The 25,008-nt window shown below is 33.0% G+C and carries 31 protein-coding genes; 13 read left to right on the top strand and 18 right to left on the bottom strand.

Going from position 1 to position 25,008, the window contains the following annotated elements; translation table 11 throughout:
- The first annotated feature begins 231 nt into the window (after positions 1-231).
- Together NFRAN_RS05340 and NFRAN_RS05345 are read left to right on the top strand one after the other, a co-directional pair.
- Positions 232-444 (top strand): hypothetical protein, encoded by a 213-nt coding sequence (locus tag NFRAN_RS05340; RefSeq protein WP_134483587.1) that lies wholly within the window; start codon positions 232-234, stop codon positions 442-444.
- 662 nt (positions 445-1,106) lie between these two features.
- Positions 1,107-1,346 (top strand): hypothetical protein, encoded by a 240-nt coding sequence (locus NFRAN_RS05345; protein WP_134483589.1) that lies wholly within the window; start codon positions 1,107-1,109, stop codon positions 1,344-1,346.
- A 99-nt stretch (positions 1,347-1,445) separates the two neighbouring features.
- Here NFRAN_RS05345 and NFRAN_RS05350 read toward each other — a convergent pair whose 3' ends face one another.
- The 3 genes from NFRAN_RS05350 to NFRAN_RS05360 all read right to left on the bottom strand — a co-directional run bounded on the left by NFRAN_RS05350 (position 1,446) and on the right by NFRAN_RS05360 (position 2,957).
- The gene (locus NFRAN_RS05350) at positions 1,446-1,994 is read right to left on the bottom strand and encodes a universal stress protein (protein WP_134483590.1); all 549 of its coding nucleotides are present in this window, start codon (positions 1,992-1,994) and stop codon (positions 1,446-1,448) included.
- Positions 1,995-2,142: 148 nt separating this feature from the next.
- On the bottom strand, positions 2,143-2,424 hold the full coding sequence (locus NFRAN_RS05355; protein WP_134483592.1) for a DUF2283 domain-containing protein: 282 nt from the start codon (positions 2,422-2,424) through the stop codon (positions 2,143-2,145).
- Between the two features lie 269 nt (positions 2,425-2,693).
- The gene (locus NFRAN_RS05360; RefSeq protein ID WP_134483594.1) at positions 2,694-2,957 is read right to left on the bottom strand and encodes a hypothetical protein; all 264 of its coding nucleotides are present in this window, start codon (positions 2,955-2,957) and stop codon (positions 2,694-2,696) included.
- 400 nt (positions 2,958-3,357) lie between these two features.
- Between NFRAN_RS05360 and NFRAN_RS05365 the strand changes: the two genes are divergently transcribed.
- A complete protein-coding gene (locus NFRAN_RS05365) occupies positions 3,358-3,561 on the top strand; it encodes a hypothetical protein (RefSeq protein ID WP_134483596.1) in 204 nt (67 codons plus the stop codon).
- 237 nt (positions 3,562-3,798) lie between these two features.
- A complete protein-coding gene (locus tag NFRAN_RS05370; RefSeq protein ID WP_134483598.1) occupies positions 3,799-4,872 on the top strand; it encodes a sensor histidine kinase in 1,074 nt (357 codons plus the stop codon).
- Between the two features lie 138 nt (positions 4,873-5,010).
- On the opposite strand, the gene NFRAN_RS05375 is transcribed toward NFRAN_RS05370, so the two are convergent.
- The 4 genes from NFRAN_RS05375 to NFRAN_RS05390 form a co-directional block, all read right to left on the bottom strand.
- Positions 5,011-5,394 (bottom strand): aminoacyl-tRNA hydrolase, encoded by a 384-nt coding sequence (locus NFRAN_RS05375; RefSeq protein WP_134483600.1) that lies wholly within the window; start codon positions 5,392-5,394, stop codon positions 5,011-5,013.
- Positions 5,395-6,244: 850 nt separating this feature from the next.
- Positions 6,245-6,619: a hypothetical protein gene (locus NFRAN_RS05380; RefSeq protein WP_134483602.1), complete on the bottom strand. Its 375-nt coding sequence runs from the start codon at positions 6,617-6,619 to the stop codon at positions 6,245-6,247.
- A 428-nt stretch (positions 6,620-7,047) separates the two neighbouring features.
- Positions 7,048-7,521: a DDE-type integrase/transposase/recombinase gene (locus NFRAN_RS05385; protein ID WP_172602154.1), complete on the bottom strand. Its 474-nt coding sequence runs from the start codon at positions 7,519-7,521 to the stop codon at positions 7,048-7,050.
- Positions 7,467-7,655 carry a hypothetical protein gene (locus tag NFRAN_RS05390; RefSeq protein ID WP_134482615.1) on the bottom strand — a complete coding sequence of 63 codons (189 nt, stop codon included), beginning with the start codon at positions 7,653-7,655 and terminating at the stop codon, positions 7,467-7,469. The genes NFRAN_RS05385 and NFRAN_RS05390 overlap by 55 nt, the downstream gene beginning before the upstream one ends.
- A 493-nt stretch (positions 7,656-8,148) precedes the next feature.
- Between NFRAN_RS05390 and NFRAN_RS05395 the strand changes: the two genes are divergently transcribed.
- Positions 8,149-9,507 carry a hypothetical protein gene (locus tag NFRAN_RS05395; protein WP_134483606.1) on the top strand — a complete coding sequence of 453 codons (1,359 nt, stop codon included), beginning with the start codon at positions 8,149-8,151 and terminating at the stop codon, positions 9,505-9,507.
- Positions 9,508-9,774: 267 nt separating this feature from the next.
- Here the strand turns inward: NFRAN_RS05395 and NFRAN_RS05400 are convergent, their stop codons facing one another.
- The gene (locus NFRAN_RS05400; protein WP_134483608.1) at positions 9,775-10,368 is read right to left on the bottom strand and encodes a TetR/AcrR family transcriptional regulator; all 594 of its coding nucleotides are present in this window, start codon (positions 10,366-10,368) and stop codon (positions 9,775-9,777) included.
- An 88-nt stretch (positions 10,369-10,456) separates the two neighbouring features.
- Between NFRAN_RS05400 and NFRAN_RS05405 the strand changes: the two genes are divergently transcribed.
- On the top strand, positions 10,457-11,851 hold the full coding sequence (locus tag NFRAN_RS05405; protein ID WP_134483610.1) for a phytoene desaturase family protein: 1,395 nt from the start codon (positions 10,457-10,459) through the stop codon (positions 11,849-11,851).
- A gap of 114 nt (positions 11,852-11,965) precedes the next feature.
- Here the strand turns inward: NFRAN_RS05405 and NFRAN_RS05410 are convergent, their stop codons facing one another.
- Positions 11,966-12,475 carry a hypothetical protein gene (locus tag NFRAN_RS05410; RefSeq protein WP_134483612.1) on the bottom strand — a complete coding sequence of 170 codons (510 nt, stop codon included), beginning with the start codon at positions 12,473-12,475 and terminating at the stop codon, positions 11,966-11,968.
- A gap of 33 nt (positions 12,476-12,508) precedes the next feature.
- Between NFRAN_RS05410 and NFRAN_RS13720 the strand changes: the two genes are divergently transcribed.
- The 4 genes from NFRAN_RS13720 (at position 12,509) to NFRAN_RS13725 (ending at position 13,688) form a co-directional block, all read left to right on the top strand.
- On the top strand, positions 12,509-12,673 hold the full coding sequence (locus tag NFRAN_RS13720) for a hypothetical protein (RefSeq protein ID WP_172602155.1): 165 nt from the start codon (positions 12,509-12,511) through the stop codon (positions 12,671-12,673).
- 43 nt (positions 12,674-12,716) lie between these two features.
- A complete protein-coding gene (locus NFRAN_RS05415) occupies positions 12,717-13,025 on the top strand; it encodes a hypothetical protein (RefSeq protein ID WP_134483614.1) in 309 nt (102 codons plus the stop codon).
- A gap of 124 nt (positions 13,026-13,149) precedes the next feature.
- Positions 13,150-13,347 (top strand): hypothetical protein, encoded by a 198-nt coding sequence (locus NFRAN_RS05420; protein ID WP_134483616.1) that lies wholly within the window; start codon positions 13,150-13,152, stop codon positions 13,345-13,347.
- Between the two features lie 197 nt (positions 13,348-13,544).
- Positions 13,545-13,688 carry a hypothetical protein gene (locus NFRAN_RS13725; RefSeq protein WP_172602156.1) on the top strand — a complete coding sequence of 48 codons (144 nt, stop codon included), beginning with the start codon at positions 13,545-13,547 and terminating at the stop codon, positions 13,686-13,688.
- A gap of 305 nt (positions 13,689-13,993) precedes the next feature.
- Here the strand turns inward: NFRAN_RS13725 and NFRAN_RS05425 are convergent, their stop codons facing one another.
- From NFRAN_RS05425 to NFRAN_RS05440, 4 genes are all read right to left on the bottom strand, one after another.
- A complete protein-coding gene (locus NFRAN_RS05425; RefSeq protein WP_134483618.1) occupies positions 13,994-14,479 on the bottom strand; it encodes a hypothetical protein in 486 nt (161 codons plus the stop codon).
- Positions 14,480-15,671: 1,192 nt separating this feature from the next.
- Positions 15,672-16,043 carry a hypothetical protein gene (locus NFRAN_RS05430; protein WP_134483620.1) on the bottom strand — a complete coding sequence of 124 codons (372 nt, stop codon included), beginning with the start codon at positions 16,041-16,043 and terminating at the stop codon, positions 15,672-15,674.
- Positions 16,044-16,063: 20 nt separating this feature from the next.
- Entirely contained in the window at positions 16,064-16,366 is a 303-nt protein-coding gene (locus NFRAN_RS05435) for a hypothetical protein (protein WP_134483622.1), read from the bottom strand.
- Positions 16,367-16,592: 226 nt separating this feature from the next.
- Positions 16,593-17,186, bottom strand: a complete 594-nt coding sequence (locus NFRAN_RS05440) for a dihydrofolate reductase family protein (protein WP_197731134.1) — start codon at positions 17,184-17,186, stop codon at positions 16,593-16,595.
- A gap of 497 nt (positions 17,187-17,683) precedes the next feature.
- Between NFRAN_RS05440 and NFRAN_RS05445 the strand changes: the two genes are divergently transcribed.
- Positions 17,684-18,238, top strand: a complete 555-nt coding sequence (locus NFRAN_RS05445; protein WP_134483624.1) for an AAA family ATPase — start codon at positions 17,684-17,686, stop codon at positions 18,236-18,238.
- A gap of 148 nt (positions 18,239-18,386) precedes the next feature.
- On the opposite strand, the gene NFRAN_RS05450 is transcribed toward NFRAN_RS05445, so the two are convergent.
- Complete coding sequence (locus tag NFRAN_RS05450) at positions 18,387-19,016, bottom strand: hypothetical protein (RefSeq protein ID WP_134483626.1); 630 nt, start codon at positions 19,014-19,016, stop codon at positions 18,387-18,389.
- Between the two features lie 523 nt (positions 19,017-19,539).
- On the opposite strand from NFRAN_RS05450, the gene NFRAN_RS05455 reads away from it, so the two are divergent.
- On the top strand, positions 19,540-20,043 hold the full coding sequence (locus tag NFRAN_RS05455; protein WP_134483628.1) for a hypothetical protein: 504 nt from the start codon (positions 19,540-19,542) through the stop codon (positions 20,041-20,043).
- 146 nt (positions 20,044-20,189) lie between these two features.
- On the opposite strand, the gene NFRAN_RS13730 is transcribed toward NFRAN_RS05455, so the two are convergent.
- From NFRAN_RS13730 to NFRAN_RS05465, 3 genes are all read right to left on the bottom strand, one after another.
- Positions 20,190-20,327 carry a hypothetical protein gene (locus tag NFRAN_RS13730; RefSeq protein WP_172602157.1) on the bottom strand — a complete coding sequence of 46 codons (138 nt, stop codon included), beginning with the start codon at positions 20,325-20,327 and terminating at the stop codon, positions 20,190-20,192.
- Between the two features lie 670 nt (positions 20,328-20,997).
- Positions 20,998-21,381, bottom strand: a complete 384-nt coding sequence (locus tag NFRAN_RS05460; RefSeq protein WP_134483630.1) for a hypothetical protein — start codon at positions 21,379-21,381, stop codon at positions 20,998-21,000.
- Positions 21,314-21,613 carry a hypothetical protein gene (locus NFRAN_RS05465; protein ID WP_134483632.1) on the bottom strand — a complete coding sequence of 100 codons (300 nt, stop codon included), beginning with the start codon at positions 21,611-21,613 and terminating at the stop codon, positions 21,314-21,316. The genes NFRAN_RS05460 and NFRAN_RS05465 overlap by 68 nt, the downstream gene beginning before the upstream one ends.
- Before the next feature lie 837 nt (positions 21,614-22,450).
- On the opposite strand from NFRAN_RS05465, the gene NFRAN_RS05470 reads away from it, so the two are divergent.
- A complete protein-coding gene (locus NFRAN_RS05470) occupies positions 22,451-23,833 on the top strand; it encodes a patatin-like phospholipase family protein (protein ID WP_134483633.1) in 1,383 nt (460 codons plus the stop codon).
- A 142-nt stretch (positions 23,834-23,975) separates the two neighbouring features.
- Here NFRAN_RS05470 and NFRAN_RS05475 read toward each other — a convergent pair whose 3' ends face one another.
- Positions 23,976-24,953: a hypothetical protein gene (locus tag NFRAN_RS05475; protein ID WP_134483635.1), complete on the bottom strand. Its 978-nt coding sequence runs from the start codon at positions 24,951-24,953 to the stop codon at positions 23,976-23,978.
- Between the last annotated feature and the right edge of the window lie 55 nt (positions 24,954-25,008).

The raw sequence follows: 25,008 nt of genomic DNA on the forward strand, positions 1-25,008 counted from the left end.
CATTTGTAAACTCCGGTATTTTTGTATCTTTTATTTCTACATACAGTATGACGTTTGTTATAAAAAGATAAAGATTCTACAAAAAGTGCCAAGGAAATCGTTATGGAGTTTGTAGATACTATGGAGTGAAAAGATTTTAAAAATTGTCAGAAGTCACAAAAGCTAGATAACAATTCGGTTGTAGCACCCGGACCTGTTGAACTAACAAAAATTGGCCAAGCTGAACCATATATGAAATATCTAGAAAATGCAAACCTACCACCATTTGAGATCAAAAAGGAGTTTGAAGATAACAATGATGTCTGTCTTCTCTTAGAAATGAATTATCGTGAACCACTCATGATGATCTTTGTATGTGGATGGTTTCAGGTAAATGACGATAGGAAAATAACTTCAATTAGACTCGTTGCAGATATTAGATATCTGTTAGAATATAAAAAATAGAAATGTTACAATGTAACAATATCGATGATAGCTGTGATATATGATAACAAAATGGGCAAGCAATCCATCATTACAGGTATAATTCAAGGAAAGATATCATTGTGAATATCCTCTATACGAGTGAATCAGAATTTGGCGGTCCAATGTCAGAAGACGAAGTTATAGGAGTTTTCTTAGTTTAGTTAACAGCAGCAGCATCATCAACAAGAATGTTCATATTTCAAATTCAATAACCTACAGTTTTAGAATTAAATTACAAAAAATGAAAATAATATTACAAAAATACTGGGGTGCTCCATCATGGAGGTAAAGTTCCTTGTAGTAAAGGGGTTCCATTACTTGTTAGATTTCTTAATTCACAGAGACCATTAGACTGTTGTTAATAGAGAAAAAACATCTTCACCTAAAACGACCAAGGTCCTTGTTTTGAAAGTTGAGGCAAATTGGTGATTCGGTTGATTAGACGGGTTTGTACCACTACCATTTACATCTTGACAATTCAAGATAATAGGTTTGATTATAATGATTAGCACAAGACGGGTAGGAATTATCCAGATATTCAACGCGAAAGATGATAAACATATTTTGTTCAATAACATGTTAATCAATAATTATATACGATAATTATGTAGGTTTTTATAAAATATTATATAATTTCTTCCATGTCCAATAACAACTTTGACATAAACTGGACTGATGTTATCAAAAGAGAAGCAAGAGGATCGGATGGATATGATCTTGGCGAAGTTCAAGAAGTTTCTACAGACTACAGAATCACAGAAAAAGGAATTGTCGATAAGACAAAATATGTGATACCAAAAAGTCTCGCACAAAAGTTTGATAGAGATTGTCTCTATTTTCAAATTTCAGAAGAGGGTGCGAAAGTATACAAAAAAGAATAGCGTCTTTGAATTTATTGTTATCGTTTAGTGGTAATGATATTTATATAAGTAATAGATAATTGGATGATAATATGTATCCAAATTCAATTATATGAGTATTTATTGAGGTATCAAAACACTTGTTTGTACTTTGCCAATAATCTTTCTTGTGTTACTAAACAAAGACTCTATCCAAGAATTTAAATGAGAGGACGTTAAAATAACCAGATCGCAATTCATTTCGTTAACTTCATTTACTATTTCATCCACAATGTTACCAGTTTTAAATTTGTACGAAACTTTACTCTTACATCCTGTTTGCTCAATCATTTTAATTTTTTCTTCCATCGAATTTATTAAATTACCTTCAATTTTCTTTATATAATGTCGTCCTTTACTCTCGGATGATGAGGGTTGAGATATTTTTGTAGAGGATGATTGAGATGAGGATGACTCATGATTGCTGAAGACATTTACAGCAGTGCCCTCTAATTTTTGTGCATCATCAATTATTTGTAAAATTACTATCTCTGCACCAGACAATTTTGATAAATAAATAGCATGGTTAATTGCCTTGTTAGATTTGTCTTTTCCATCATGTGTTACAAGAATTTTTCTAAACGATGGAAGAACAAACTCAGAAATAGATTCTGTTGGGTCTGGATACATATGGATAATAATAGAACAATTTATTTAACAATACTTCATATTAGACATTCAAACAAAATAGTTTTCGAAAAACTCCTTCACCTAAATCAAAACAACGTTTAGCGATTCAGAAGGACAGTTAATTATCAAGTCATTTTATGCTGTTTTGCTAGAACTTTCCAAATTTATTCTTTAATTCCGTTATATATTCGTCAATGGCAAATTCCCTGAATCTATCAGAATCCAGATCAGATAAACTATTTTCTATCTGTCTACTCATAACGTTATGTTTGACATCATTTTTCATACCTAATATCTGGACTCCCACCGGTTTGTCACTTTTGTCCAAATCAACATAGATATTTTTGCTTATGGGTTCTGTTTTTACTATTTCATTATCAGTAAATTTGACATATCCAGCGTCAACATCATCATTATAATAAGAAACCATATACTATCTCACACACACTTTGCTAAATTAGATCGAATCCGATCAATAAAAGTATGTCGGATAATTTCCAGTTGATAATATGTGAAATGATTGACCGTAGTAATATGGAATCTAAATCGGCAAAATTTCAGACCGTTCATCTTTAAAATCTTCGACGATTCCGGAGTAGTTGTTTACTGTAAATACATCCTACCTCCTTACTTTTTATATCCTATTTCAATATTTATTGGCGAAAGAGAGAAAAGCAAGAAGAAAAACAATTTCCAAAGTTACAGCCTTGGATTATAGATCGAGTCATTACTATCAGGATAAATGAACCCGCAATCATCACACTCAATCGTTGGAGTGTTACGACCTAGATTAATTCCTCCAACTGAGCAGGTGACATCCGCATAATCTATACAATATACAAGTAGCAGGAATCGCATCCTTACTGAAGATTTAGCCAATCCTTCCGTAATGTAGTTACCATCGTTATCTGGATATCTTTTCAAATCAATGATTGTTACTGATTTTAGAAATATATATTGCAAACGACGTTTGAATTCAACTCAAAAATTTACAAGATATTATGCAATCATATACAAGATTCACTAACTAAATCTGAGAATATAAATTCTATACAATCCTTAACTTTGATCTTGAAGTCTAAATCATATATTATGATTCTAGAATTATATATTTTAAAATAGTAATTAATTAAATATTTAGAAAGGCTATTACAATCACTTTATTGTTTTGCAAAATAATGTGTCCGTTAAGTACCCATGCCGACCAAGAACTTGTTGGATAATTTATTCGGTAATGAATTAAAAACGTTGAAACCAACTCTGATTTAATCATTTATTTAACATGCTATATAACCATCATATAACAAGAATATAGTACCATTTTAGGTAATAAATATATCAAATAAAACACCTTTGAATCAGTATGAATAAAATATACTTACTTGCAATCGCTACTATTCTTGCAACAGTGTCTCTGATGGCTACTGGAATATTTACATCTACCGCAGTTTCTCAAATACCAACTACTTCGGGTATTGACCCTGCCGAAAATACTGGGCCAGGAGTTTTACCAAATGGTACTGTGGTAAATACAACGACCATTAACGCAACAGCTGGCGGATACTAAGAATTCAACAATATCAAAGTAGTTAAGAAACTAAAAAACAACCAAGAATTATTTAATCCCCTTTTTATTCTTGACATTATTCTTACAAAGTAAATCCTTGATTTATTACCTATTAAAAATAATAAGATATAAAAAATGTTATCCGACATTACTAGAGATTTAAAAAATAAATTTACAATCGCCATTTGCTAATTATTTAAAGTTTATTTTCAAAATAGATAACGTAGAGTAATACAGGTGGAGGAAAATGAGCAAAAGAAGAGAATCGGCTTATCTATAAAAGACCAGCTTGAAATAAAAACATGCGAATTAATAGCCAGGACCGAAGATCTGAGAGAAGCGAATGAATCTGTTCGACTTGCAAATATCGAGGTCAAAAAAAAGGTAGAAGATCTGAAAAAAGCAAAAAAAGACCTAACAGAAACTGAACGGGATCTTATTGTAGCCAATGATAAACTTACTGAAGCCAACCATCAACTCTCCATTATGAACAATCAAGTAATAGAGGTTACCAAAGATCTTGTTGCGGTCAATGAAGAGATAAAGAAATTAGCATTAAAACAAAAAGAGTTTATAGACATTACAGCTCATGAGCTAAGAACCCCAACTCAAGTAATAATAGGATACAGTGATATGATACTATCTGAACCAAAGGTTAATTTAGAACATGTTAAAGTTATAGTCAGAAACGCAAATCGAATTCAAAAACTTATATCCAATATATTAGATATGGTAAAAATAGATGATCTCTCTCTTAAACTGTATAAAGAACAGTTTAGTTTACCTAGCTTAATATCTACAGTTGTTCTAGATTTCAGAAATCAGATTCGATTCAACAATCGAAATTTGGAATTAATTTATGATGATAATAATTCTGCATCTAATTTTACAGAAAGAAATAGTAACAATAAAGATGTTATCATAGAAGCAGATAAAGAAAGAATTGCTCAAGTACTCATCAACATCATTGATAATGCAATTAAAAATACAAAAAATGGTGGTAAGATAGCAATTACTGTTAATAGTAATAGTAGTATAAACGTAACTAACACAGAAGCTATAAATCCCAACTCTCGAAAAGAAATAATTGTCAAGGTAAAAGATTCTGGCAAGGGTTTGGATCCCAGATTATTTTCCAAAGTATTCTTAAAATTCTTTATTGGTTCTGAGCTTGGTGGCACAGGATTGGGTCTTTATATTTGCAAAGCCATTATCGAAGCACATGATGGTAAGATATGGGTTGAAAACAACAAAGATGAGAAAGGAGTAACCTTCGCATTTAGTCTACCATCAAATACGTCACAATATTAAATACAAATATAAAATTAACTCGAGGTTTATCTACTTCGTTTAGGATATAGTATTAGTAACAAATTGCGGCCGCACAAAATTTATACCACAATCTACATGTAGTTGGACGATATTAATAATTCGACAATTCCATAGCCATTATAACAACTTTAAATGAGCAACAATGTGTTCAACCTTGCTTCGATTTATCGGTCCAAATGCTAAAACTATTGGAGTATTATCACCGATCTTTATTTTTTGGTCATCTTTTACAATCTTAATGGGAAAACTTTGTTCATGAGACAACTCCAATAATTTTGAATGTAATTCATAAAATTCTCTTTGCGAATTCACTTTCAAGACAATCTTCCGAGATCCATGGAATTTTTTCCAAGTTGTATAGGTAATGTATTTTCTTAGTATGCACTCCTCTATAATATATTGAGTAACATCTGCCACCTTACCTGCAATTTGTCCTTTACTCATTTTAATGTCAGATCGTACTACAAAAATCATCACTACTTTATCACCTTCCAAACTCATCTTCTTCTCTTCACAATCTATACTATAAGATGTTTAACATAAGAAGGGGGAGGAGAAGGAGAAGAAGGAGAAGCAAGCGTATATCCAACGTTGTTGTTTATTTATTGACTGACAATTGTCTTGACTAATTACGGAAAACGACCAACCTCTATAAGGATGGAGTTCAAATAATGTCATTTCCTTATTTCTTTGATTTTACCCTTTAATAAACACCTGTTTAGTAGCAGCGACCATTTTATCATACTATAATAGTTTCTGGCATTTGACATGACCGTTTGGACGAGTTCGAAACAGCGCGACTCATAATATCATTACTAAATGCAGCATCATTTAGTTTGGGCGCCCGGGAATTAGGTTTCCAATGGTAGAACAGTTCTAATGAACTTTCAAGACAAAATAACAAAATATGGTCATAAAGTTTTTGGAGACGGTTCATTACGATGCCTTGAATTGCTAATCTATCTAAAGGGTAGATTTGGCTATGCTTTTAACTCTTATCGCGTTTATAAACTGCTATTGGAATAATCGCTCGACATTACTTCTTCCGAAACATATTATTATTTATTGTCCAGAGATATAGCTGATTATTTGATCTTTAATTATTTTATCTTATCGGAGACCATTGCAAGCTAGATAGCCTCATCTATCTTCTGTTGCTATGGTATAATATCTTGTAGTATACCAAATAGTATACAACCTACTGAAACAAGACAATATTCTGTCAATCCACATTAAAATGAGATAATGAAACTGCTGACAAATTAATAGTAAGACCAAGGCGTATCTCACATCATCCAAACCCTTGATATAATTATTGGTCAAATATTGATACAAGATTCATCATCATCATTCAACTATCTATCCCCGCTCCTACAACGTCGAACTTAACTCCACAGAAAGGACAGAACTTTATCTGTTCAACAATAGGCTTTTGACCGTTTTCAAAATAGTAAAAAAGTTTTCTCCTTACCTCAAACATTCTTGGATTTTTATCAATATATAATTCTTCATTTGAAAATTCTTTGAACCCTTCACAACAAACCAAGTGTTTTTTGTTCTTTGTTGTAGCCGTTAATGCTGCTACCTCATCCCTTTCATAAACCCCACAGTAATCACAGCTAATCAAATGCACCTTTTCGTTATTATCAAACCATAGATAGGACTTTTCGTTACCACATTTTTTACAAGATACTGTTAAATTCTCATAAAACTCATAGTCATTCACGTGAATTTACACCTACTGTTAAATGACATCATGATTAATAGCCTTAATAAAAACAATCTAACAAATTTGTCAACAATCAAAAATTGGATTGCATTGAGATAAAGTCAATTTTTTTGAAATTAAGGTGAAATAAGGAAGAAAGAGAAAAAAAAGATTATCATAAATCTAAAGAAAATTAAATGAGGGCAGTCAGTTACGTATTTCAATTAGATCAATGATTTTTTATTAGAAAAATTAGCTGAAACTATTAGTTGTTGGAAGATCCATATAATGAAAGCCATCCTAATCAAGAGTTCAATTTTTTAGATCTATATACTCAAATAATTCTATTATCATTTCATGATGTTATAAAGGGTTTTTTATCAAATGGATTAGGTAGTAAAATAATTACTACTTTTTAATATATCGCTCGATTGATATGGCTCTGTTCACTTAATATGTTTTATTTCATTGTTATGATAGTCTACAAAGAGCCGCAGCCAATTCCGTACATGCTTTAACTTGTAATTCTTTATTCTACAAGGAAAGTAGTCATCGAAACTTTCGGTTCTATCCTTTATGTATTGCATCTTTCTTTCAATCAGACTTTTCTCCAGAGAGGAATGAATGTGATGATCGAGATTTAAGAATCTACAGGCCATTGGATACCAAGTACCTCCATCATCAGTCGAAACTGGATGAATTCCATGAATCTTGACTAAATCTGAAATGAATCTTTCAGCTACAAACATGTTTCTTTCTTTAGAGATAGACAGTGCGAGAATTTGCCTGTTTTCGGGTTCAGTTGCAACCCAGAGCCAGACAAACTCTGATCCCACCTTCAACATGGTCTCATCTATTATATACTCTAGAACTCTTCTTCTAGTTGACTTAGCTTTTGAGGCTTGTACTTTTGAATCCAATTCCAAATGGAAACGTGATTTCTCTTGTATATCTGAGATAATCTTTCCGAGGCTTTCCTTAAGGATAGGCCTGAAAAGTACAAATGCAACCCATAATATACATACTTTGAAGGCGTTCTGTTTCTAGTAAGCATAAAAGAAATGGAATGCTTTCAAGCTATAGGCTTATCGTTAACTGAACAGAGCCATTGATATAGTACATAATAGTAATGAAATATCATGTAATCGTTCCATAATAAGTAATGAGTCTTTTAGAAATTACAACTGCATTGCCTTATGGTACAATATCGAATATGAACGCATGGGGATTAAGTTCCCGGTGGTAATGAGGTTTTACCAGAATTTGAAAAACAATATGTATAGTTCAAATAGATTTCATTTACATTGCAAACAGGGCCAAGAATAATATAACAGTCATAGTCTGAATCGATTTTAAATACCATTCCTATAAATTATTTGATTTATGAACTTTCTGTTAGCACAAAAATCTTATGCGTGGTGTATGATTTGAATGAACAAGATGACTATAAATTAAGGTTTTTTCACTGACATACAGCAAAGTCACTCACAATTTGCAATAATCTTGTAAGGGACAACTTTATACGTTTATACTCAATAGATTAGGAGATGCAACCGCAAAGGATCGCAAAAACGACAATATTAGACGCTACTTCTTATGAGCTCAAACTCTTGCTACGAGGAATAATATTACCCGCATCCTTAGTGTTGTTCTTTGTTTACATGATAATAATGATTATTGACGTCGATAAGACTGGATATTACAATAGTTTACCCACATCGTTCATACTTTCTGTTGGTACGCTAATTGCAATCAAATTATTACTGCATACCAAATTAGAAAAATTGGAGATCCGCAGGTTTAGATTTGTTTTTCTAGCTTTGTTCTGTTATTTGATAGGAGAATTAATCTACCTTTATTACCAGGTCTTTCTGGGGATAGTTGTTCCATATCCATCAATAGGTGATCTGTTCTATTTATCAGCGACAGGATTTCTTTCATTCCATCTATACCATATTCTTCATTTAAAGAAGAGATTACTAAAAAACAAAGCATATCATTATTTGGGATTGATAGGCTCCTCTTTTCCAATTTATTTATTGATAGACACTATTTACAATTATCAATCATATTATTCTGATTCATCCATAGAATTGATAATAAATGCGTCATACTATGCAAGTGATGCTATAGTAATCTTTCCTTGTATACCTATAATTTTGAGTTTAAAGAAGAAGGATCCATTTATATTTCATTGGTTACTTGTATCGTTATCCATATTGGTATTGGTATCAGGAGATTTATTTTATACTTTTCTCGCATCGATAAACGAAGAATTGCTTACAATCACCGATTGGTTATGGGCATTCGTATACGCAATTGGATATCTACTTCTTTCTGCATCAATTCTTTGGTTTAGTAAATTGAAAGCTATCCTCGAGTATGAAAGATATTCTAAACATCTGGAAAGCGAACAATATGATTCTTTGAACGAAATCCAAGATAGAGAAAATACAATATTTCTTTTGGACGTAAACGATATTCTAAGAAATTTGATCAATTTGATTGAAAACTCGAAAGAACGTATTGATATCCTATTTGTTGAAGTTATACAAAAAGATGACATAATTAGATTCTTGGAAATATTGAAAGATACAAAGAGAATAAAAAAATCCGTGAATATTAGGATTCTTCTGCCTTATTCTAAACTTGACAAAGAAATCATTTTTAGACGATCTAATAAATTGATTTCGATAAAACATTTTGACCGTCCTTTGGCCACTAACACCATCACTGCTATTATAGACTCAGAAATCATGTATATGCTGGGAGTCGGAACGAATGATTACCAAAACAAAAATAAATTTTTCATCAAACAAACCACCAATAAAATGAAAATTTATGCGTTTGATGCACTATTTGAAAAAATCTGGTTTTTAGAAAAATCTATAGATTTTGGTGGATGACATAGAATTTAGTCTATCGATATAATTTTCATGAGTGATTACGAACTATCTCAATAATTTCTTAGCAGTTTTAGAACAAATTAAAGAAATTCCAAACTAGTGGGGTTCTATAACATCTAATTGCATTACGAATCTTTGATTTGATTGTGCAAATTAATGCTTAATATTAAGACATTTGATATGCGTAATAGTAGTAACAGTCTGCGCGCGGGGATCAAGTTCTTGGAGATAATATGGTTCTACTACGTTAATACACTATACAGTTTATCATGATTTTAGGATCGACAATACCATATTCCTAACTTGTATCCAATATTTTTTATTCTCTAAATCTCGAGAAGGATCCAGTAGTATTTCAAAAGCAATTCCATTAAATAGAGCCAAAAGAACTTTTGATATTTCTTCTGTCTTTTTTATGTCTATCCTTAATATTTTATTTTGAATTGCTTCATCCAATACTTTTTTTATTGATGCAGTAACTTTGGTGCTGCATATAACTAGTTGGTCTTTGATTTTATCGCTTCTTCTTGAAGCGCACCACATCTCAAACAAAAATGCATAAAAGTCAGGGTATTCCTTAAAGCTTTGTATACTATCATTGATGATGTTGTCTGCCATTTCCTCTGGAGTTTTTCCCTTAATACCTCTAATAGTGGTTTGAATAATATTTTCAGAACTATAAGCCAATACTTTGCTTACCAGATCCTCCTTATTCGAAAAATAATAATGCAATATGCCTCTGCTTACTTTTGATTCATTTGCAATGGTAGCTATAGTCGTGTTCTCATATCCGTTCTTAGCAAGGATTTTTAGAGAATTTTTTAATATTTCACTGATCTTTTGTTCTCTTGTCTCACTCACTCTAAGTCAATCAGAGCAATAGGTCAATATAAATTTAGTCGGTTAGCCAACCAAATATTTATATACAAAGAATAGATAGATAAGTTGGATGACTAACCAATATGTTAAATTGCTAAGAGATGAATCCGATGATAAGACAAACGAGGTAGCAATAGTTGGTGGTGGATTAGCTGGTCTTACCGCCGCCGTATATCTGGCTAAAAACGGCAAGAATGTTACCATTATAGAAAAGTCTAGTGACTTGGGAGGAAGAGCTAGAACTGCCACAAAAAATGGATTCTATTTTAATCAGGGTCCACATGCTCTCTATGCAAATGGTTTAGGAAGCAAGATTTTAGAGGAACTAAACGTAAAATATAATGGCAATAAAGTTGACTACGGCAAATATTTTGTTATAAATGAAGGAAAACTGTATGAATCTCCTACAAAATTAAGCCAGATGCTTGCAACAAAACTGCTGAATGGTCTAGGAAGCAAGATTGAAATTATGAGGTTTTTTGTACAACTGAACAAAATGAATCTCGACAAACTCCAAAGGATCAGTTTTCAGAAATGGTTAGACAAGAATTTCAAAATTTCTGATTCTAAAGATTTTGTCAAGATGTTAGGCAGGATTTCCACATATACTTATAATGCAGAAAACCTAAGCGCCAAACTGGCGTTAAATCAAATAAAAACAGCCGTGTCTGGAGGCGTTATCTATATAGACAAAGGCTGGCAAATATTAGTAGATCAGCTTGTTGGGATAGCAAAAAGTACTGGTGTAAAGTTCGTGTACGGTAAGAATGTTGTTTCTATCCAGCAGAAGCATGACACTTATGGAACAAACAGACAACCACTATGGAAAATTGGATTGTCTGACAATACTAACCTTTTATATCCCGATGTCACTATTGCGACTAATCCTTCGCATGTGTATAGTCTACTGAAGGATAACGACTCAATTAACCCGGAGTTTCTTAATCAACTTGAAAAAATAAACAGACCTTCAAGGGTTGCAACTTTAGATATTGTATTGAACAGTCTCCCGAATCCCCATGTATATGAAGCATATGGAATGGACGTTCCTGTGTATCTATCATTGCACTCTGCTTTTGCTAAGTTATCTATTGACGGTAATGGAGTATTATTTCACGCAATGAAATATTTGGATTCTTCTGTTGTCACCAATCCAATAAAGGACAAACTGGAGCTAGAGGATTTACTAGATAGGGTGCAGCCAGGTTGGAGAAAATTGGTTGTAAAACAGCGCTTTCTTCCGAATATGATAGCTTCTCACACTTTTATCGATCAGGATAGTAAAGGAGTGATGGGAGACAGACCTGACATGAAGGTTCCTGGAGTCGATAATTTATACATTATCGGTGACTGGGTCGGGCCAGAAGGAATGTTGGCAGATGCAAGCTTTGCGAGTGCTAAATCAGTTGCATTAAAAATCCTGGGAAAAAATAGAAAAAGAATTGAAATTCTCAATGCGAGATAATATAATGAAACAACGTCATTTCCAATAGCATTCACGAAGGTGGCAAGATTGCGATGTGTTTTTAAATGATTGAACATTGATATGAGACTACAAACAAAGGTACAAGATTAGAATCTATGTTTGATTTCTAAACTTTTTTACCTCGTCTGCTACCTCTTGTAGGTAACGTTTCATCTCATCGTTAGACATAGGTTGATTAAACTCATATTCATTCTCGATTTCGTTTGAGAATTTTTTGATTAAGGGAGCAATCTTCTTAAAGGTAATTTCTTGTAATTCGGAGTCAGACAAATTATCAATTAATTTGAATTCATGTAAAGATATCGCTTTTATTTCCTTTCTTAATTTATGATTGAATGAAATCTTGTAGGCAAGATTAATGAACCCCAGCATCAGTATAAAACTAGCAATACCTAATAGTGAATTTGAAAATACCCCATATGGAGGAAAAGCAGCTTGCTCCATAGGTGTGGATGTTCCAAGTTGTAGAAGAATTATCCCAAAACCTATTAATAAAACTGGCTTTTCCACATATTCTTTCAAGCCTAAGTGTTTTTTTATGGATTTTGAAAGAATAAAAAAAGGTAATGCAAAAAAATGCTCTGGACCAATAATATTAGGCAAAAAAAGACATAGTAATGTAAGGGGTCAGGAAACATGTCTATTGGAAGAGAGTATGTCAGGACAATGACAAACAATGGGCTAATTAACGAAATGGCTAACATCGTCTTTCCCAAGACCTTTGAATATTCCTTTAGTAAAAATACATTTACAAAGAAAATCAAGATAGTAGATATTATGCTTCCATATCCACTTAATTGAGTAACAAAGTAAAACGGAGAGTTTATTCCAATTTCATGGAAAATTGCCACACATTAGATCGGACAATAAAGAATACCATGAGAAGATCATATCCGACTATATACATGATGGAGACACAATAAATGTTCTCGGTAATCGTACTTTTGGTATCAGATTTTTGGGCGTAGATACGGCCGAAGTTTCAATAGATTATCCAAGTGTTATAAGGCCTACAAATTTACCTGACTGGTATGAATGGTCAGACGTAAGTTCTTTTAAAGAATATTTGACTGATCCATTTCAATATGCAGGATCAGAATCCTTTAAAAAGTCGCTAGGACCTAGACTGCTGGAATACCCAAGACATAATTAAATCCAGAAACAGCCCAAAATCACCAAATTTATTGAGATATTGCTTTAAAGAAATTACAAAATATTGTAAATGGAGACATATTAAAGTATTATTCAAATGATCCAAAGCACGATTTTTCTTTTTTATGGTATTTGCTTTTGAGATAATGGATAGATATGGCAGGTTTCTGTGTTTTGTTGATCGGACGAAGACTACAGAAGAGCGACAGAATGACAAATTGACTTATAACGAGAAATTACTCAAAGAGGGATTCTCGATTCCATATTTTATTTGGCCAAACGTTAATCCGTTCAGAGAAGATGCCGTTCATAAAACATTCTAAAGGATGCCATTTATCCCCCTGACGAGTTTTACGATAAAATTAATGCTGATGAAAGACTTTCAGAAGTTCGCAATTCTGTAAAAAATGCACAAGTAAATCACACAGGCATCTTTACTAAAGACAACCCAATACTCATTCAACCGTTCGAATTGAGATACCTTTTCCGACGCCAAGCTCCAGATAGATATGTATTGGACATGTCATCGAAAGAACATCCGATTCTGTTAAAACCAACTGAATACTTTACGGCAGCTTATGAGGATAGGTTGTTTGTCGATGAAATTTATTTGCATTTATTTAAACAAAAAGGCTATTTGGTTCAGGGAGAAAACGATCAGTAATACGTGGAGGAAATAGGATACAATATTCCCGTTGTTAATAAGACAATGAATTATTGGGTAAAGTAAATTGGTTAAATTTCATTAAAGACCAAATCCCAGCGATGGGTAATAGGGATACCATGGATAGTATTATTTAGTTTGGGTGCGCGGGGATTAAGTTCCGTGTGATAATAGAGTTCTAAAACATTGATCAATAATATACATCTTTTGATACCAAAATAATCTAGCAATTGGATGAACAGAACCTAATAGATACACATCTACAGTTGTCATATTTAGGGTTGACCTAGGATTGTTGTAAATTATCAAAGACCAATACAACCACCACATTCTAAAAGATTTGCAAAGCAAAGTAGTGGGCTTGTCAAATAAACCTGTAATAATTTGTTTTTTTGGCCAGACTTGTAATAAAAATTCTCTTTAATAATATTAATAGCCGCTTTAGGCCACCCTGATTCCTTTGTTACTTCAATTGAACTTGGGCTATAAATGGTGCTATATTCCAGGTCTTGATCATTTATGCTGAAAAAACAATTCATTATTTCCCCATTGTCATTATTTATCAAGACAGGACTATGATCACTGGACAAAAATACACCACCGGTAATTTTTATCGGTTTTCCATTTTGTAATATGGGTATAGCATTATCTAAAGTAACACCTAATCCAATGCTTGCGTTTTGAATGTTATTTTCTTTTATTATCTTTGCTGCTTTTAGCCAGTCAAACATTTTTAAGACTTTAGGATGTGATCTATCATTATCATCAACATCTGTATTAAAGCGATTCAACAAAACTCTTTTACCTCCTTCTATCCAAGTAGATATTTTTGGTACGACCACAAGGCTTAAAATCGATATGACTAATTTTACTTCAATTAAATACTAGTCTATATCCAATTAGCCATAGGAAAATTTGATTGTTGTTGAGAGATACCTTATCAAGCATTTCTTCAAAAAGAGTATGAGAATAGCATCTTTAGATCACATTCTTCTTCATTTTATTTCTTGTTTGTAACATCATCTTGACAATGACTGCATTTCCCCTTTATGCTTTTTTATTAATGGAATACCGACTTTGAGTTTTATTGTCTTTGTCAACATTATACAATTTTGATGTTTATCATTTATTGTTGTACAGAATGCATCTGACTTTTATAGATATGAATTAATAAATTATAGAATCTATGATAAAAATGCAATCCTGAAGAATTATATTGATACGTTATATTTTGTTGGTGCTATTTATTGGTAGTAGTGTTGTAACGTGGGGATTAAGTTCCTAGTGGTAATAGGGTTCCAACATAACTTATTGATATGTATGGTATGATCAAATTAAACAGATCTAGAATCTAAAATCTAAAACTAATCTTGTTTGGGAACTGAAAGCTAAGGATAACAACCGGAACACAATTTAACACATGCAGGCATCGGATCTTGGTACTGAAATCTGTTGGTGCGTTTCAAGACCTTTATTGGCTTTCGCCAAAGCCTACATACTGTTGCAGAAGGAATATGTATATATGCAAAATTATCATAAATTATTTTCTAAGCCGGTATTTTTTTACCCCTTTTTTACAATTGTATTTTTATCCTTTAGTATAAGTAACAAGATAAAGTCAATTCTATGTTTTCATTCTGACAGAAATAATTCCTGAAGTAATAACTAAACAACAGAAAATTATTTGTTAAAAATGGATCGCCAGCTTTAGGTCATCATTGATGAATTTTTTAGTGCATTTAATGTCTTACCTCCCTTGTATTTCTTGCTTTTCATTGTATTGCAACCCTTGTCTGATTCGTTACAGGCATATTTTTTGATCATATCAAAGCATTAATATCCAAATCCTGTGGTAACGGTAGTCAAATTCGTGACGGATCCGATCAAAAACGCAGTAACAAAAAACTATGTAATTATTTGAAAGTCAGTTTTGAATTTTCCAAATTTTTCTGGCTTTGGTTTTTATTCATATCGCAGACATCATTACTCTTTACAAACGCCTGGTTTTCCAGGGACCTCCCCTTTTGTTCCACTCTCACATCCTTTTACTACTATTTCGTCCATTTCAATCACTTCTGATCTATCTGCTTCATTGAAAGAACTTTTGAACCGATCATGAAGTGTCAACAGCTGTGTGTTAGTTAAATCACCAGATGTAAAGATATCATCGGGAAAACAATCTGTATCAGTTTCAGGATTGCACCCAGACTCTTCAGGGGTTGTTGGTACATATGCGAGTGTAACGTTTGTAGGTAATATCAAATATACCAGGACTGTAAATGTAGTTATTATCGAAACTGCAGCATACATCATTGGGTACTTTTTACAAGATTTAGATCGTACTTTATTATCCAAAAACCTCACTTCAAAAAAAATTATAGGGGTTCTCCGGTATCACAATCGATGGGATACGATTGACCACTATCTTCATCCTCAACACCACAATGATCTCCATTAATTATGATTGTCTCTCCAATATCAACATGTGTGTCTTTGGCATCTGAATTTGGAACAGCAAAATTCAAACTATATTGTTGGCCCAGCGCTGTTTTTTTAGCTGACTCACCGCTATATTTTTCGAATTTCCTAATTTCTTCACCCATAGCTACAGATGGTGTGATGACAATGCTTAGTGCAGAACCCATTATGAGAGCAGCCATTAAAAAGAGACAGCTCATTGTGACATTCCTTTTGTTGTATTTTTTATGAGTTGTTAATTTCCTCATATGTTACTTGTTTAAGAAAAATTATATGGAATTTGCTAACTAGTTGCAATACTCTAATATTCTAGCAGTTTTAGAATCAAAGTGTAAAGAATAATGCAGTGTACAAAAATGCTGCGGTGCTCCGCCATGGAGACATGATTAAAGGTTGAATCTAATCCCAACAAATGACACCTTACTTTCAATTTTTCTCTACTTCATAATGGAGCAAAACTGTTCCAGAGTCAAACGCGATTGATTCAACAAGAGACAATTTACGGATCTCTTTTAGGTCCTTAAAAATGGTCTTTCCATTTCCAATTGCAACAGGATTTACAAACAAATAATATTCATCAATCAAGTTTTCTTTTATCAAAGCAGAATCAAAAGAGGCACCACCATAAACTATAATATCACCACCATCTTGTCTCTTTAACTTTGTAATTTCCTCTTTGAGATCACCTGTTGCTATTTTGGTATTTGGCCACTCTGATTTATCGAGTGTCATAGTAAAAACAATTTTTGGTGTTTCTATCATTTTTTTAGCAAATGCATTCCAAGGGTCATCGGGTTTGTTCATCACATTAGACCAATAGGAAACAAATTCATTAGTCATTTTCCTTCCCAGAAGAATGGTATCAACTGGCTCGTGTAATCTATTCTCATATTCCATCAATTCTTCATTCCAAGTAAAATCTATCCAGTCCATTTCATTGTTGGGTCCTGCGATACAACCATCAACTGAAATGTCTACATGTAGTTTTAATTTTCTCATTGCCTTTTTATTATCGTTCATCTAATCTACCTCCACCTCCAATTCTAAGGTTCCTGCTTTCTGCATCGGATTAATTTTATCACCTCAAAAATACATTCTTGCAAATAGGAATTAGTCATCAAGAATAGGTCATAACGATGCCTAATAAGCATATACGAGATCAAAAGTATAGTTGTTATATTACATTAAAGAAGATGGATTCGGGTAGAATTCATGGCTAATTTGACATGAATATTTGGAAAAAGATAATAACCTCCTCTTGATTTGTTACCGTTATCATATAAAGTATCATTTAGTATGGGCACGTGGGGAAATGTTCAAGGTTGAATAGAATCCATAATCTGTGAATACCACAAAGAAAAGTAATTCAGAGAAAAAAATATGTTAAATTCAAGTCAATCATTATTAAGATTTGAAATATCATTGTCGATCTATTCCGAAATCTTGTCAATGCATAAATATTGATATAACATTTACAAATAGGGGCATTTGGTATAACAAGGCGATTCATTATTTGTTTGACAGGTATGCCTGGAGCGGGAAAATCAACCGTGGCCAATTATCTAAGAAAAAATGACTTTTACGTGCTAAGTATGGGAGATATAATAAAGGAAAAAGCATTAGAACTAAATCTTGATTTCAACGATAAAAATCTTGGAGACCTCATGTTAAGTCTAAGGAAGGAGACAAACGACAGTGGAATTGTCGCAAAATTAATGCTTGAAAAAATTATGGAACTAAAGGACACAGAAAAAATAGTAGTAGATGGAATTAGAAGTTACGAAGAATTTTTGGTATTTAAAAAAATCGGATTTGCAAAATTATTGGCAATCCATGCTTCTTCCAATAAACGCTATGAAAATATAAAAGCACGAAATAGGTCGGACACTCCACAAGACTTTGTTAGATTCAGTAGTAGAGATGAAAGAGAAATAAGCGTTGGGATTCTTAAGGCAATCACACTGGCTGATAAATCAATTGATAATGAGGATTTATCTTTGGATGATCTTCATAATCAAGTCGAAGAAATAGTCAAAGAATGGTCAAATGAATTTAAGAGAATTGATAAATAAATACATGATTTTGAGTTTATTATCATCATACAATATCATTTAGTTTAAGCGCTTGGAGATTAAGGGCCGAGTGGTGAAGGGGTTCTATAATAAAGCTATTAAGATAATCCAGGATTAAACTGAAAGTAAGAAAGAAGAGGTTTTGGATTTAGTTTTGGGCTGCTGCGTTGCTACCGCTGTTTGTTTGGCTTTGAACGTTCACATTGTTGCCAGAGCCTATTGTGTCTCCGCCGGATACTACCTGACTGTTTTGTTCACTTGATTGTGATTGGCTGATGCTTTGTTCTGCAGAGTTGCCACTTCCTTTTCCACTTCCTTGTTGTTGTGCCAATGCGTTGTTACCAGAGTTTTCTTGGTTCTGAACGTTGATGTTGTTGCCAGAGCCTATTGTGTCTCCGCCGGATACTACCTGACTGTTTTGTTCACTTGATTGTGATTGGCTGATGCTTTGTTCTGCAGAGTTGCCACTTCCTTTTCCACTTCCTTGTTGTTGTGCCAATGCGTTGTTTCCTGTATTCTTTTGGTTTTGGAAGCTAAGGTTATTGCATGATACGAATGTTCCACTTCCAGATACACACAAGGCATTTTGTACCGAAGCTTGTGACTGCTCTATAGCTTGCTGAGCTACGTTACCACTTTTTTTCTTGTTGGTTGCAAATGCATCATTATCCATAGCCATTAACGGACTGGTGATTAATGCCAAAGCGACCACTATTGCGATTGATGCTACCATAAATTTGTTTTTGTTTGTGTTGTGAATATTTTTTGTTTTGTTCATATTTTTACTAAGATAGAAAAAATATATGGAATTTGCTAACTAGTTGCAATACTCTAATATTCTAGCAGTTTTAGAATTAACTTATAGAATCCGAAACTAATAGGGTTCTATTACACTTTACAAATAGTAGATTCTTTGACCTAAGTATGCTTATTTGTGCTTAAAGTAAGACAATTATACCTGTTTCTTAGTAACAATCTAGGCGCGTGGGGACATGATTCAAGGTTGAATCCAATTCTTTCATACAGCAATGTTCTATATAATCAGTCTAGAACTATATTATTGGGACACTTTTTGAGATAGGGTTATTCAACCACTTATTGATTATATCATTAATGCGTCAATTCAAATCTATACAACTGATATGTTTGTAGCCATGTTAAATTTTCAAAGAATTAATGATTATCGTCCTTTTAAGGATCTCAGTTTAGGAGTATTTGAAAGGCAGAAGACCTGGACTGTTATAGACCAAATCAAACCCAATCCACTAAGATTAAATCTTTGAATTGCTAAATAAATGATATTGATTGAAAGTAATTCCAAAATACAAACTAGGAATAATAATATTGACATAAATCATGAAAACTTTTTTCCAAAATTTGATTTAGATGGGATTACATTCAAGACTATAATATCGGGAGACAAAACCGGGAATGATTATTCAATAATAGAAATTCTATTCCCCGAAGGCGATATTGAGAAAGAAATCCCCCTCCATATACAGAGTCAGGAAATTGTAATAGTTTGTGTGGTTCACGGTGATTTTGAAATTGTTTATGGTAAGCAAAACATTAGGGGAACTGAAGGAACAGTTTTAAAATTAGAAAAAGATATTCCGAGGTCTTTTAAAAAGAAGAATAATTCATATGGAAAATTGCTGGTGACTTATCTACCTGCAGGATTCGAAAATTTCTTTAGAGAAATAGCATCATGTAATATCGAGGATCTCAAGAAGAACGAAATTGAGGATCCTATTTTGATTCAATTGCTAGAAAAAAATTACGGAGCCAAGGTTCTATTTGAATAATCCTAAGCAATTCGACTATAACTTTAATATCAATTATTAGGATTTAAAAAATTAGTTAAAAGTATATTATAGGATCCAACCTGGCCTGCAATAGCCATATTTCCCCGTAGATTATCTACGTTACGCAAATTTGGAAAGATTAAAGATCATACTCTTTCGACATTTTCCGGTGTGGTTTCAACCATTAGGTCTAATCGAATTTCCCTGTTCTCAATTTGTTTTTCAACTATTCTAAATCCGTATTGAAAGTATTTGTAAGTCGAGTCGAAAATGGCACTATCCATACCGCATTATGCCCTTTTTCTGTGAATGGAAGATCTCTACAAGCGAGTTCATACATAAAATGTGGATCAGAGATTATATCAGTCATGACAGGGGTCCGAAAGTTTGATGCTATCAATTGGTTAACCGTCGATTCATCCACAAAATCGTATAGTTATGTTATTTGATAAAAACCTCATGATATAACCTACATTAAGGGATTCAAAAATTCTTTAAGCATTTAATCTTTGATTGAATTCATTTGATGTATATGATTTAATCCATAAAAGAAATAGTCAACTCGGTATTATCATGTTAAAAAAGTTCAAATCAAGTCAAATTAATATCGTTATCCATATATAGTATCATTTAGTTTGGGAGCGTGGAGACACGGTTCATGATTGAATAGATTCTGAAGACAACGACGTATCCAGCATATGGATAAATCCATTAGTTCGATTCACCAATTCTATCTCATAAAAGTCAAATATTGACCTCATCAAGGCAAGTTTTTAATAAAATGGGATTTTAATACAATACAGTGGATGAGAAAACACTCAAGCAGTTAAAAGAGTCCAATTATTATCATCCTGTAATTACAGATGTTATTAATAATTACAAAATAATGCTTGAAATAACCATGGACGGAATAAATCAATGCGAAATAGGTTTCAACACAGTCTGGGGCTCTGTTCAGTTAACATGTTTTATTTCATTGTTGTGATAGTCTACAAAGAGCCGCAGCCAATTCCGTACATGCTTTAACTTGCAGTTCTTTATTCTACAAGGAAAGTAATCATCGAAACTTTCGGTTCTATCCTTTATGTATTGCATCTTTCTTTCAATCAGACTTTTCTCCAGAGAGGAATGAATGTGATGATCGAGATTTAAGAATCTACAGGCCATTGGATACCAAGTACCTCCTCCATCATCAGTCGAAACTGGATGAATTCCATGAATCTTGACTAAATCTGAAATGAATCTTTCAGCTACAAACATGTTTCTTTCTTTAGAGATAGACAGTGCGAGAATTTGCCTGTTTTCTGTCTGGTTCAGTTGCAACCCAGAGCCAGACAAACTCTGATCCCACCTTCAACATGGTCTCATCTATTATATACTCTAGAACTCTTCTTCTAGTTGACTTCAGCTTTTGAGGCTTGTACTTTTGAATCCAATTCCAGATGGAGACATGGTTTCTTTTATACATCTGAGACAATCTTTCCGAGGCTTTTCTTAAAGATAAACCTGAAAAGTACAAATGCAACCCATAACATACATACTTTGAAGGCGTTCTGTTTCTAGTAAGCATAAAAGAAATGGAATGCTTTCAAGCTATAGGCTTATCGTTAACTGAACAGAGCCAGATGAAGATATATCATTCCTTATAATTTGAATATATTGACATTGTATGATGGAATGAAAAAAATCTATTTAAATTGATGTCATAATAAGTGTGTTTTAGTTGGGGTATAACATAATTACACAGTCGAAATTATTCCTTCATAACATCACAGGCATTTTCATGTGATCATAGGATCGATAAATATCTATGTAGAGGACTAAAAGCAATATTTTATTTGGCTCGCTTCAATTCTCCCTAGATTTGCTATGTTATTTTCTGCACAGGATGGGATTTCCTGATCCTGTTCCAGAGAAATCGATAATGACTAAATGTCCTTTTGCGGATGCACATATAAATTGAAGGAATTTTCTCATAAGTATATTTAAGGTAATCTCTTATATAAGGATATTGGATTTTAATTACAATCATAACCAATTATTACAATAATGATAAATGATGCGGTAATCATCGGTGAAAATGCAATACTCTCATAATGAAGTAATTCTTTAAAAATCATGGTTCCTATCCGATGAGCAGAGAATCCTTGTGATACAATATCATGATTTAACATACTGCCCCTTCCCTTATGAAGCAAAGAAAATCTTTGATTTGAAAGTTTAACCAACTCACATGAAACCAATACTGAAGGGCGTAATAATATATTTAGTGTATCCTCCAAAACTCCTTATATCGTCTTAAATGAAACATTCTAAGAATATTGCGAATTTGCCGGATTGTACCTTTTATTGTCATTTTAGTCCAATTATAAGTAAGAATTAATAACTTGTCTCATTTTAGAGAGTTATGGCAGTTAGTTCTGAAATTCCAGATAAACAGCGAGTATTGATTTTACAGGGTGGAGGAGCATTAGGTGCATATCAGGTAGGTGCTTTTAAGGCTCTTGCGGAGGAGCTCCCGAAAATGGATGCGAATAGAGGTGAAACAAATAGACCTTTGTTCGATATTGTTGCAGGCACTTCAATAGGTGCCATAAATGCTGCAATCTTGGTCAGTCACTTTAAACAAAATAATGGCTGGAAAGGTGCATTTGAAAAACTTGAGGAATTCTGGAATTATATTTCTTTTGACACTAGTCACGCTGTTGACTCTGATATCAGTTGGTGGGAATCAGATCATAAGAATGATGAAAACGCTGCTTCAGTTGAAGCTGCAAGGAGATATTATTCTGCGAAGTTCTTTTTGAAAAACGGAACACCTCACGTCTTTTCTTATCCTGAATTTAAAGAAGATGACAGATTCTTTGACTATAGCATTTCACTACCTAATAATCAATGGTTTCTTTATAGTAATGAGGAACTTAAGAGAACCATTTGTGACTCAGGATTTGCAAAATTTCCCATATCTACAACTATAGGGGAGCCTAGGTTGTTAATTGTAAGCACAGATGTAGGTGACGGAGCAACGGTAACATTTGATAGTTATTTACCAGAATCAAAGTATGGACGAGTTGACGAAAGATCTGGTAAATATTTAGAACATACAATAAAGCACAATCAAGGTATAGAAGTATCACACGTTATGGCCAGTGCATGTATACCCTTGTTCTATAATTATGAGGAAATCGATGGAAGAAAATTCTGGGATGGTGGTGTACTTAGCAATACTCCGTTACGAGAAGTCATACATATGCATCGTTACTATTGGTATGACAAAATAGGTAAAAGAGAACCTGGAAGTAAGGTACCAAACTTGGAAATCTATATAATTGGAGTATGGCCTTCCTCAGAAGATGGCGATAGTGTCAATAAAGATAACGCAATTCCATCTGACTACGATGGATTAAAAGCAAAGTTTTATGACATAAATCTTTCTGACAAAACTGAGTATGACGAAAAGTCTGCAACAATGGTGTCAGATCTTATTGAAATAATTGGGAATATTAGGTCTTTAGCCCCAAAACATATGAATTTGGATCAGCAGAAAGAATTTGACATGATTCTACAAGACTTCTTGAAGAGAGACGCACAAAGTAAGAGCCGTGATGGAGAAAAGAGAAGTTATGGATCACTGTTAAACGGTCGAGTTAAATTAGACAAAGTTGTGAGAATAGAACTAAGGGAGAGTAAAAATGATATATCAAACAAAGCATTTGATCTTTCTGCTATTACGACCAAGAATCTGATGGAGCAAGGAGAAAAAGATACGAAATACATTCTTAAAGATTAACCAAATTGAAAAAATTATATGTCACCACATTTGGATATCATTTAGTTTGTGTGTGTGGAAGTACAATTCAAGACGGAATAGAATCTCAATCATAGTAAATCCAAGTCAGATGAGAAATACTGGCTTATCTAGTTGATTGAGCCTAGTTATCAGAAATTTCGAGGCTTTGGATTTCATTCCAGTATTTTTCGAACAGTACATCCTGAACCAAAACCATATGTTCTTCATTGGAAGACAATGCAAATATTTTGCCATCTTGTTGGTTTTTTGTCTGCAAAACTTGTTTCCCATCAGCCAATACAACCATTTCATTAAAGCAGCAAAGACTTTTGCCATGACCATATCTTATGGGATTGTCTTCGTTTGTTTGATTAAGTTCTGATATTTGTTTTGAAAATATTTCATCGGTTTCATCAGTCAATATTTTTATTGATACCCCTCTTTTCTGAGCAGATTTAATTTTAGCAATATTATGTCTATTAATAAATAGTTGATTAAGAGAACTCAGGGATGAAAATATCAATAGTTCTTTTCTACTCTGGTCTATGATAAAATTAAGTTCATCTTTGAATTCATAAATATTGTTGATCATTCGCTGATACTTTGATCGATCGCTTCCATCTAATTCTCTTATTCGGACAGAAAGCGGAATGCTGATTTCCCATAATTTGTTAAAAAGGCCTACCTGTCGTTTCACTAGATCAGGATTATTACTAAATAAGGTTTGATCAGGTAAGTCGCTCTTTTGATGAAAGAGATAAACCATATATGCCCTCTGGTCAGCGATACCCATATTTCCCCTTAGACTGTCCACATGACGAATGTTTGGAAAATTTAATTCGCTTACGCGATCGACATTTTCAGGAGTGACCTCAATAATAAGATTTAATATAATTTCGTTATTTGCAATTTGCTTCTCTACTACTCTAAAACCATCTTGGAAATATTTGTATGCAGATTCAAAAATAGCACTATCCCATATAGTGTTATGGCCTTTCTCTGTGAATGGGAGACCTCTACGAACTATTTCATACATCATATGGGGATCCGATATTACATCAGTAATTACGGGACTTCGAAAATTAGATGCAATCAATTGATTAATCGTTGATTCATCCACAAAATCGTATAGTTATATTATTTGTTAAAAACCTCATGGTATAATCTACATTAAA

It is taken from the genome of Candidatus Nitrosocosmicus franklandus (assembly GCF_900696045.1).
Taxonomy (GTDB): Archaea; Thermoproteota; Nitrososphaeria; order Nitrososphaerales; family Nitrososphaeraceae; genus Nitrosocosmicus; species Nitrosocosmicus franklandus_A.

Excerpts from the sequence above, each read along its gene's own strand:
- NFRAN_RS05465 (WP_134483632.1), bottom strand. The coding sequence starts at position 21,613 with ATGCTTACTAGAAACAGAACGCCTTCAAAGTATGTATGTTATGGGTTG.
- NFRAN_RS05470 (WP_134483633.1), top strand. The coding sequence starts at position 22,451 with ATGGCAGTTAGTTCTGAAATTCCAGATAAACAGCGAGTATTGATTTTA.
- NFRAN_RS05365 (WP_134483596.1), top strand. The coding sequence starts at position 3,358 with ATGAATAAAATATACTTACTTGCAATCGCTACTATTCTTGCAACAGTG.
- NFRAN_RS05375 (WP_134483600.1), bottom strand. The coding sequence starts at position 5,394 with ATGAGTTTGGAAGGTGATAAAGTAGTGATGATTTTTGTAGTACGATCT.
- NFRAN_RS05405 (WP_134483610.1), top strand. The coding sequence starts at position 10,457 with ATGACTAACCAATATGTTAAATTGCTAAGAGATGAATCCGATGATAAG.
- NFRAN_RS05340 (WP_134483587.1), top strand. The coding sequence starts at position 232 with ATGAAATATCTAGAAAATGCAAACCTACCACCATTTGAGATCAAAAAG.
- NFRAN_RS13720 (WP_172602155.1), top strand. The coding sequence starts at position 12,509 with ATGTCTATTGGAAGAGAGTATGTCAGGACAATGACAAACAATGGGCTA.
- NFRAN_RS05350 (WP_134483590.1), bottom strand. The coding sequence starts at position 1,994 with ATGTATCCAGACCCAACAGAATCTATTTCTGAGTTTGTTCTTCCATCG.
- NFRAN_RS05395 (WP_134483606.1), top strand. The coding sequence starts at position 8,149 with ATGCAACCGCAAAGGATCGCAAAAACGACAATATTAGACGCTACTTCT.
- NFRAN_RS05355 (WP_134483592.1), bottom strand. The coding sequence starts at position 2,424 with ATGGTTTCTTATTATAATGATGATGTTGACGCTGGATATGTCAAATTT.
- NFRAN_RS13725 (WP_172602156.1), top strand. The coding sequence starts at position 13,545 with ATGTCATCGAAAGAACATCCGATTCTGTTAAAACCAACTGAATACTTT.
- NFRAN_RS05450 (WP_134483626.1), bottom strand. The coding sequence starts at position 19,016 with ATGAACAAAACAAAAAATATTCACAACACAAACAAAAACAAATTTATG.
- NFRAN_RS05440 (WP_197731134.1), bottom strand. The coding sequence starts at position 17,186 with ATGAACGATAATAAAAAGGCAATGAGAAAATTAAAACTACATGTAGAC.
- NFRAN_RS05435 (WP_134483622.1), bottom strand. The coding sequence starts at position 16,366 with ATGAGCTGTCTCTTTTTAATGGCTGCTCTCATAATGGGTTCTGCACTA.
- NFRAN_RS05345 (WP_134483589.1), top strand. The coding sequence starts at position 1,107 with ATGTCCAATAACAACTTTGACATAAACTGGACTGATGTTATCAAAAGA.
- NFRAN_RS05420 (WP_134483616.1), top strand. The coding sequence starts at position 13,150 with ATGGTATTTGCTTTTGAGATAATGGATAGATATGGCAGGTTTCTGTGT.
- NFRAN_RS13730 (WP_172602157.1), bottom strand. The coding sequence starts at position 20,327 with ATGGATAGTGCCATTTTCGACTCGACTTACAAATACTTTCAATACGGA.
- NFRAN_RS05390 (WP_134482615.1), bottom strand. The coding sequence starts at position 7,655 with ATGCTTACTAGAAACAGAACGCCTTCAAAGTATGTATATTATGGGTTG.